Consider the following 9,196-nt stretch of genomic DNA (forward strand, 5'->3'; position numbering starts at 1 on the left):
TCTCAGGCCGTCTGTACCGACTGACTTTCGCCCAGCCGGCTGTAGATGCGTTCGGGAGTCAGAGGCAGTGCGCGGTATCGGACACCGGTGGCGTCCTGGAGGGCATTCGCCAACGCGGGGGCCACGGGATTGATGCAGCACTCCGCCATCCCCTTCGACCGCATGGGCCCGACGGAATCCGCCGAGTTCACCAGGAGCACGTCGGTGCGGGGGACGTCGGCGTAGGTGGGGATGCGGTAGTTGCGGAGGTTCGGGTTGACCATGACACCGTTCGCGTCGACCTGGTAGTTCTCGGTCAGCGTGAAGCCGATTCCCTGGGCGACTCCGCCTTCCACCTGCCCGCGGACCTGCACCGGATTGATCAAGACGGCGGCATCGGTCGCCTGGACGCTGTAAAGGATACGGATCTCGCCCGTCACCGGATGGACGGCGATCCGGAACCCTTGCGTATTGGAGACGACGCTTCGGGGCGAGCCGTACGCCTTGCGGGCGGCGGTGAACCGGATCCCGCGCGCCCGGGCGACGGCGACGAGCTCGGCCAACGACACGCGCTGGTCGCCGCAGACGACGCCGTCGTCGGCCATGGAGCACATCACGAGGTGGACGCCCGTGTGGGCGGCGGCGAATTCCAGGATCCGGTCGCGTACGGCGTTGGCCGCTCGAAGTACCGCGTTGCCCGACACGAAGAGGCCCGCACTCGCGAAGGCGCCGGTGTCGAATCCCGTGCGGTCGGTGTCGGACTGCACCAGGCAGATCCGGGACGGCGTCGTGCCCAGCTGGTTGGCGGCGATCTGGACGTGGGCGGTCGACGTCCCCTCGCCGAATTCGACGGTCCCGACGGCCAGTTCGTAGATGAGGTCGTCGCCGAGCGTGACCCAGGCCTCCGAGATGTGTTCGGTCGGGGGTGCGGTCTCGTGCAGGGAACTCGCGACGCCGACCCCGACGAGCCACCCGGGGCCGGGCGGCGGCTGATCGGCCGTCCGGGCCATGGCCTTGTCCACCTGGTCGATGCATTTCGAGAGCCCGTCCTCGGTGAAGACCACGTCATCCGGGCCGTCGTGCATGGCGACGAGTGGATCACCCGGTCGCACGATGTTGCGGCGTCGCAGTTCGAGCGGATCCATGTGCAGCGCGAGTGCCAGTTCGTGCATCGCCGATTCCACGGCGAACGCCGGCTGCGTCATCCCGTAGCCGCGCAGTGCCCCGCTCGGCACGGTGTTGGTGTACACCGAGTACGCGTCGTACCTCTTGTTGGGACAGCGGTAGATCATCACGGCCGCGCCGCCTGCGTACAGGGTTTCACCGCCGTGGTTGCCGTAGGCGCCCGTGTTCGACACGTTGCGGACCTGGAACGCCGTGAGGGTTCCGTCCGCCTTCGCGCCGAGCTTGACCGTCAGCTTCATCGGATGCCGCGGCGAAGCCGTGGTGAACTCCTCCTCGCGGGTGTACTCGAAGCAGACCGGCCGCCCGGTGTCCAGGGTGGCGAGCGCGACCAGATCCTCCGAGATCACTTCCTGCTTGCCGCCGAAGCCGCCGCCGACGCGTTTGCAGAACACGCGCAGCTGGTCCGGGCGCAGCGCGAACAGATAGGCGAGTTTGACCTTCGCGATGGACGGCGACTGCGAACTGGTGCGGACGTTCAGCCGGCCGTTCTCCATCCAGGCGATAGAGCCGTGGGTCTCGAGATGCGCGTGCTGTACGCGCGGTGAGAAGTACGTGCCTTCGTGGACCACGTCCGCCTCGGCGAACCCCGCGTCGACGTCGCCGATGTGCGCATGCATTTCGAGCAGGATGTTGTGGACGGGATCACGGGCGAACGGATCGTGCGCGCCGTGGAGTTGTGGCGCCCCCTCGGCCATCGCCTCTTCGGGGTCGAACACCGCCGGCAGCATCTCGTACGTGACGTCGACCCTGCGGCAGCCTTCTTCTGCCGCCGCGGCCGTGTCGGCCACGACCGCGACGACGCGTTGGCCGACGAAGCGGACCGTGTTGTCGAGGATGAAGGTGTCGTCCGGATCGACGAGGTGGTCGGTGTGGATCGCCGTGGTGAAGCGCCTGCGCGGCACGTCTTCCCAGGTGTAGACGCGCTGCACGCCGGGAACGGCGAGTGCGGCCGTCTTGTCGATCGAGACGATCCGGGCGTGCGCGTGCGGTGAGTGCAGCACCTTGAGGTGCAGCATGCCTTCGATGCGGGTGTCCATCGTGAACTCGGCGCGACCGGTCACCACGTCGTTGGCGGCCGGCGCCCCGACGCTCGTCCCGACGGCCTTCCCCGGCGCGGCCGTCTCCACGCCGACGACGCCCTTCACGGCGTCCTCGATCCCCCGATATCCGGTGCAGCGGCAGAGGTTGCCCTTCAGCGCCCGGGGCAGGTCCGCCTTCTGGGCCTCGGTGAACGTGGCCGCGGTCATGATCATCCCTGCGGTGCAGAAACCGCATTGGAACCCCGGGGCGTCGCGGAACTGGCGCTGCATCGGATGCAGGTTGCCCGGCGATCCGAGCCCCTCGATCGTGGTCACCGCCCGGCCCTCCGCACGGAACGCGGGGGTGATGCAGCTGTGTACCGGGTTGCCGTCCAGCCACACGGTGCACGCGCCGCAGTCGCCCGCGTCGCACCCCTTCTTGACGCCGTGGTGGCCGAGGGAGCGGAGGAACGTGCGCAGGCACTGGCCGGGTTCCGGTTCCTCGTCGAAGCTCTTGCCGTTCACGATGTAGGTCATGACGGGCTCCCGGGCATGAGTTCGCGGCGAATCTCCTCGACGAAGTGCTTCGTCAGGTGGCGACGGTGGTCGGGGGTTCCGTTGGGATCTGCGAACCAGACGTCGGTGGGGATGACGTCGATGCTCTGCTGCAGCGTTGCGGCATCGGGCATGCTGTCGAAAGCCATGCGCACAGGGCGCGTGGTGCCCGCTGTGACGGTGAGCAACAGGTCGCTCGTTCCCGGCGTCTGCGTACCGATGAGGAACACCGTCGATCGGCCGAGGTGGGTGAGCGTGAAGCGGCGGTGCGTGGTGCGTTTCCGCAGGGCGTGTGCCGGAATGTCGATGCGCCGCAGGATTTCCCCGGGCGTGAGGATGTTCTTGTGGTCGCCGGTCACGAAATCGAGGGCATCGACGATGCGCGTGGACCCGTCCGGAGCCCACAGCTCGTACTGCGCCTCGAGTGCCACCGTCAGCGTGATCATGGGGCCGGCGGGCAGGGACATGCAGACGTTGCCGCCGACGGTCGCCGAGTTCCAGACCTTGAACGAGGACAGGAACGCCTCGCAACTCGTCGCGAAAAGGCCGCCCGCGGTCCAATCGGCAGGCGGTGCGAAGGCATACAGGTCGCGGATGGTGCACGTGGCGCCGATTTCAAGGCCCTTGTCGCTCGGGACGAGCGGGTCCCAACGCAACGCCGTCAGGTCGATCAGGCGGCGCAGGCTCGGTTGCTCCGCCGAGAACAGCCACGTTCCGCCCGCGAGCCAGGCGTCGCCTTCGCACCAGTCCGCGCCTGGACGGTCGGACGGCGAACGGATGACTTCGGTGATGGTGTTGAGGTCCATGGGAAGTGATCTCCCTCGGCGCTCATCGAGCGACGGATCGCCTGCCGACCGGTCAACCGATGTGCGATCGACGGGTCACGATGCGACAGAGTCCCGGCCGGCCGCTGCGGTCGAACTGCCCGAAGGAGGACCGGCGGGTGCAGAAATTCCATTCCAGGATACGCAGGACCGGCGAGGCCCGCCAAGCGAGCGCTGCGGCGCAGGGCGGCTGCGCCCGTGCCGTGAGAGGGCCGGCGCCGGCCGTGAAGCCGGTGCTCATCTGAGCGCCGGACGGTGGCAGTCGTCGATCTTCGGGGCAGGCCACCGGTACGGCCCTCGGATGGACCATCGTGTATCTGCGATACGCCTGATACCCCCACCGTTGTTGGATAGTTGGCCTATTCTCCTCCCGTGGACCAGCTGATCGCCGAAGACCCGCCCCGCATAGGTCCCTACCGACTGATCGCCCGGCTGGGCGCCGGCGGCATGGGCCTCGTCTATCTGGGTCGTTCCGAGGGCGGCCGTACCGTCGCCGTGAAAGTCGTTCAGGCCGAGTACGCCGGGCACCCCGAGTTCCGCAGGCGCTTCGCCCGCGAAGTGGCCGCCGCACGGCGGGTGGGCGGGAGTTGTACGGCAGCCGTGCTCGATGCCGATCCCGAGGCCGCCATCCCCTGGGTGGCCACCCAGTACATCCCGGGGCCCGACCTGCACGCCGTGGTCGCCAAGGACTTCGGGCCACTGCCCGAGCACTCCGTCCACACCCTTGCCAACCGCCTTGCCCTCGCCCTCCGGGCCGTGCACGAGGCGGGCCTGATCCATCGCGACCTCAAGCCGTCCAACGTCCTCGTCACCGTCGACGGCCCCCGTGTCATCGACTTCGGCATCGCACGGGCGATGGACAGCCTCGCCGAGGACAACAGCCTGCACACCCGCACCGGCATGCTGATCGGTTCCCCCGGCTTCATGTCGCCGGAACAGGTCCGCGGCCTCGAACTCACCCCTGCCAGCGACGTCTTCTGCCTGGGTGCCGTCCTCGTCTACGCCGCCACCGGCCGCCTCCTCTTCGGCGCCACCGACACCGGCCTCAACGCCCACCTCTTCCGGGTCGCCGAGGAGGAGGCGGACCTGACCGGTGTACCGGAGACGCTGGTCGACCTCGTACGCGCGTGCCTGCACAAGGACCCGGCCCAGCGGCCCACTCCCCAGGAGGTGGCCGAGCGCACGGCGACGGATCAGGCCGGGGAATGGCTGCCGGGCGCGGTCCTGGCGCAACTCGGCCGCCATGCCGCCGAGTTGCTGGACTACGCGCCCTCGGCGCCTGCCAGGGCCCCCGCCGAAGCCCCGGCCCGGGCCCCCGCCGAAACGCCCGACTCGCAGCCCCGACCCCTGCCGTCCCCGCCGCCTGCGTACGCCCCGACGGCCCCCGCGCACTACGATCCCGCGCAGGGATTCGGACCACCCCCGGGCCCGCCCCCGAGCGCCTGGTCCGCACCCCCGCCCCCGGGCTACCCGCAGGATCCGGTGGCCCCGCACCCCAGGCGCTGGTGGGGCCTGGTGGTGATCTGCCTGGCGCAGCTGACGGTGCTGTTCCAGGCCACGACCGTGAACCTGGCGGTGCCGTCCATCAGGGCCGCCCTGCACCTCAACGCAGCCGACCTGACTCCGGTGATCAATGCCTATGTACTGGCCTTCGGCGGGCTGTTGCTGTTCGGCGGGCACATCGCCGACGTCGTGGGGCGTAAACGGACGTTGATCATCAGCCTGGTCGGATTCGCGGCGGCCTCCGCGCTCGCCGGATCGGCCGGCGATTCCGGGACGCTGGTCTGGGCCCGCGCCGCGCAGGGCGTCTTCGCCGCGCTGCTGACACCGTCCGCGCTGTCGCTGGTGGCCACCGGCTTCACCGACCCGAAGGAGCGCAGCAGGGCCTTCGGGATCTACGCCGCGATCGCCGTCGGCGGTGTCGCGCTCGGGCTGTTCACGGGCGGATGGCTCCTCGAGATCCTGGGCTGGCGCTGGACCCTGTACGCCGGCATCCCCCTTGCCGTAATCGCCCTGATCGGCACGGTCACCCTGGTGCACGACCACCCCGGGCGCACCGGCGCCCGGCTCGACGTGCTCGGCGTGCTGCTCGGCACCGCGGGAATCGCCGCCCTCACCTACGGCTTCGACGACGCCGGGTCGCGCGGTTGGGCCGACGGCCAGACCGTGGTCCTGCTCGCGGCGGGCATCGTCCTGCTCGCGGTCTTCCTGTGGTGGCAGACCCGGACGTCGGGCCCCGTCCTTGCGCCGTACATCGTCAAGGACCGCAACCGCGTCGGCTGCGTCCTCGCCATGCTCCTGGCCGGCGTCGGCAGTCTCGCCCTGCTCGCGTCCCTGGCCTTCTCCCTGCAGCACATCCTCGGCTACCCCCCGGTCCGGGCCGGAGGGGCCTTGATGCCGATGGTCGCCGCGATCGTCATCGGCTCCACCCAGGTCTCGGCCCGCCTGCTGCACCGCGCCGGGCCCCGCGTCCTGATCGTGGCGGGCTTCGTGATCGCGGCCCTCGGCCTGGCGCTCCTGACCGGCTTCGAGGCCGGCGGCGCGTATTCCACCCAGGTACTGCCCGGCACGCTCCTCACCGGCTTCGGCATCGGCCTGGCCTCCATGCCGATCTTCGCCACCGCCACCGTCGCGACCCCGCCGCACTCCGGCGCCACCTCGGCTGTCATCGCCGCGTCCCACCAACTGGGCCAGGCGCTCGGCTCGGCGCTGCTCAGCACCGTACTCACCAGCCGCCTGCGTCTTGCGTCACGGCTGCCCGAGGCGCTCGCCGCAGCGCTTCTGCACAGCTACACCACCCTCCTTTGGTGGGCGGCCGGCAGCATGCTGCTCGCGGGCCTGATCGCCGGCCTGCTGGTCACGGCCAAGGCCCCCAAGGGCAGCACGGCGCCGGTCCACACGGCAGCCTGGTGACCGCCCTGCGGCGTGCCCGCAGAGGAGTCGTCGCCACCTTCGCCCTCGTCGGCGTGGTGAACGGCGTTCTGGCGGCCAGGCTGCCGGGGCTGGCCGCCAAACTCGGCCTGGACACTGGCGACGTGGGGCTGGTCATCCTCTCCTGGGGCGTTGCGGCCACGGTGACCATGCAGTGCATGCGCTGGATCGTCGCGGCGCCGGGAAACCGGCTGTTGCTGCGCGTCGGCACCCTGCTGGTCACCGTCACCGTCGGGCTCACCGCCCTCAGCCCCTCGTTTCCCCTGCTGCTCGCGGCCGCCGCCGGCTTCGGGGTCGCCTCCGGCATGGCCGAGGCCATGATGAACGCCCAGGGCAGCCTGGTCGAACGCCGCGCCGCGCGCCCCCTGATGAACGGCTTCCACGCCGGATGGAGCGCCGGTGCGGTGGCCGGCGGACTCCTCGCCGTGCTGCTCTCCGCGCTGGACGTCCCCTATACCGCCTCGGTGCTGGGCGTCGCGGCCGTCGCCTTCCCGTTCGCCCTCGCGGTGGGCCGGACCCACCTCGACGAGCCCGTCGAAGCGGAGGAGTCCACGCCGCGCCGCAACCTTCCCGGCATCGTCTACCTGATCGGCGCCGTGGCCTTCCTGGCGCTCCTCCTCGAAGGGCTGGTGGCCGACTGGAGCGGCCTTCTCCTCGCCCGCGACCTGCACACGACGCAAGCCGTCGCCGCGATCGCCTATCCGGTGTACGAACTCGCCACGTTCTCCGGGCGGCTCTTCGGCGACCGGCTCCGGCTGCGCTTCGGCAGCCGGTCGCTCCTCGCGGCCGCCGGCACCACGACCGCGCTGGGCGTACTGCTGGTGGTGTCGGCCCCTTCCGCCGTCCGGGCCATCGCCGGATTCGCCCTGACGGGGCTGGCCGTCTGCATCGTGGTGCCCCTGTGCATCTCCCTGGCCGGAGCCGTGGCCCCCGGCCGCCCGGACGCCGCGATCGCCCAGGTGTCGGCGATCGGCTACGCGGGGCTGCTGGTGGGGCCCGTCCTGATCGGCTTCGTCGCCGAAGCCACCTCGCTCCGTACCGGCATCGCCACGGGCATCGCGGTCGCCCTCCTCATCACCGCCGCCTCCCGCCGCATGCCCCACGGGCCGGCCGCTGCCTCGGAGTTCACCACACAGCCGTCCGAAGGCCCGGCCGAAGTGCCGTCACGGCGCGACACGGCCGCGCTGTGATCGTCGCACCGCAGACTCCCGCCGTGGGGACCAACGGAGCAGCCAGTATCGGGCGCCCGGCGGCAGACGGATTCTCGCCGGGGTGCAACGGCTCCCGGCGCTGGCGCGGCCGAAGGTGGGCGAGAAGCCGCTGCTGCCGCGCGATATCGACGACAAGCTGGTGCCGGCGCACTGGCGCAAGGCGGTGTACGCGGACGCCGAGCTGCCCCAGGGGGCGGTGGACCGTGACGCCTATGTGGTGTGCGCGCTGGAGCAGCTCTTCCGCGCGCTCAAGCGCCGTGACGTTCCGCGCCTACGACCTGCTGCGGATCTTCGGCCGCGAGGGCCACCCCACCCCGCCGGGGCAGGCGTTCGCCGAGTACGGACGCATCGCCAAAACGGTGCACCTGCTCACCGTCGTCGACCCCGTCGATGGCACCTACCGGCGGCAGATGCACAAGCAGCTGACGGTCCAGGAGTCCCGCCACAAGCTCGCCCGCGACATCTGCCACGGCGGGCTGTCCCCGCTCAAGCACGAGAACCTCAACTGCCTGGGCCGCTACAGCTTCACCGCCTCCACCCCGGCCGCCGGGTCACTGCGGCCTCTGCGCGACCCGGACGCTGTCGACCTCGACGATGACGACGAGTGCGCTGCGCCGTTCGGGTGATGCCGCGCGACCAACTATTGTCACCCGTTCGTCGGCCTCTCGCCGCTGGGGGTGGCACTGCGACCTCGGTCACCGTCCGCACCCCCGCCGGATCGGGCCCGGTCCCCGTCACCGTCACCACCCCCGGCGGCACCGCCGTCTTCGGCACCTTCTACTACCTCCCCGCCCCGCTGCTGACCGCGATCACCACCGACGCAGGCTCCGCCATGGGTCCCTACACTGGGGGCGGCACCGCAGTCATCACCGGGACCAACCTGGCCGGAGCCACCTCGGTGCGCTTCGGCTCCCGAACGGCCACCATCGAGTCCGCCACCGATACCACCGTCACCGTCACCATCCCCGCCGTCCCGTCCTTCGGCCCGGTCCCCGTCACCGTCATCACCCACGGCGGCAGCGCCGGCGGCCTGACCTTCGTCTACCTCGACACCCCCACCCTGACCGGCGCCAGCCCCGCCTCCGGACCCACCGGCGGCGGCACCGACATCACCCTCACCGGCGACCACCTGGCCACCACCCAGGAGGTCACCTTCGACAACGCGCCCGCACCGTTCACCGTCATCTCCGACCAGATGATCAACGCCACCGCCCCGCCCCACCCCGCCGGCGACGTCACCATCACGGTCACCACCCTCGGCGGCAGCGCCAGGAGCACCTACACCTACCTCGACGGCCCCGCCGTCTGACCCTGCCGCCACCCGACCACTGGTTGGCGGTAGCGCCAGTTCCGCTTCGAGGTCGGCCTTGGGGCCAGCGGAACAGCCGGTAACGCTAAGGGCTTGCAGATGATTTACCCGTAGCTTCCCGGTTCGGTGGTCGTTGGTGTGCTATGGAAGCGATCGAAGACATAGCGGTGGCGCTGGCGGCGA

Annotated in this window: 5 protein-coding genes and 1 pseudogene; 4 read left to right on the forward strand and 2 right to left on the reverse strand. The window is 70.6% G+C overall.

The genetic code is table 11. The features are described 5' to 3' along the window. Positions 1-2: 2 nt before the first annotated feature. Together AB0I68_RS27030 and AB0I68_RS27035 are read right to left on the reverse strand one after the other, a co-directional pair. Entirely contained in the window at positions 3-2,720 is a 2,718-nt protein-coding gene (locus AB0I68_RS27030; protein WP_363179964.1) for a molybdopterin cofactor-binding domain-containing protein, read from the reverse strand. Continuing rightward, positions 2,717-3,544: an FAD binding domain-containing protein gene (locus AB0I68_RS27035; protein WP_363179965.1), complete on the reverse strand. Its 828-nt coding sequence runs from the start codon at positions 3,542-3,544 to the stop codon at positions 2,717-2,719. Before AB0I68_RS27035 ends, AB0I68_RS27030 begins: the two co-directional genes overlap by 4 nt. Positions 3,545-3,934: 390 nt before the next feature. Here AB0I68_RS27035 and AB0I68_RS27040 point away from each other — a divergent pair, with 390 nt between their 5' ends. The 4 genes and pseudogenes from AB0I68_RS27040 (at position 3,935) to AB0I68_RS27055 (ending at position 9,013) form a co-directional block, all read left to right on the forward strand. Then, a complete protein-coding gene (locus AB0I68_RS27040; RefSeq protein ID WP_363179967.1) occupies positions 3,935-6,475 on the forward strand; it encodes an MDR family MFS transporter in 2,541 nt (846 codons plus the stop codon). Continuing rightward, on the forward strand, positions 6,472-7,683 hold the full coding sequence (locus AB0I68_RS27045) for an MFS transporter (RefSeq protein WP_363179968.1): 1,212 nt from the start codon (positions 6,472-6,474) through the stop codon (positions 7,681-7,683). The genes AB0I68_RS27040 and AB0I68_RS27045 overlap by 4 nt, the downstream gene beginning before the upstream one ends. A 281-nt stretch (positions 7,684-7,964) precedes the next feature. After that, positions 7,965-8,330, forward strand: a pseudogene (locus tag AB0I68_RS27050) (Tn3 family transposase); the annotation flags it as partial. Continuing rightward, a complete protein-coding gene (locus tag AB0I68_RS27055; protein ID WP_363179969.1) occupies positions 8,309-9,013 on the forward strand; it encodes an IPT/TIG domain-containing protein in 705 nt (234 codons plus the stop codon). The pseudogene AB0I68_RS27050 and the gene AB0I68_RS27055, both read left to right, overlap by 22 nt. The last annotated feature ends 183 nt before the right edge of the window (positions 9,014-9,196 follow it).

Origin of the sequence: Streptomyces sp. NPDC050448 (assembly GCF_040655295.1) — a bacterium.
Lineage (GTDB): Bacteria > Actinomycetota > Actinomycetes > Streptomycetales > Streptomycetaceae > Streptomyces.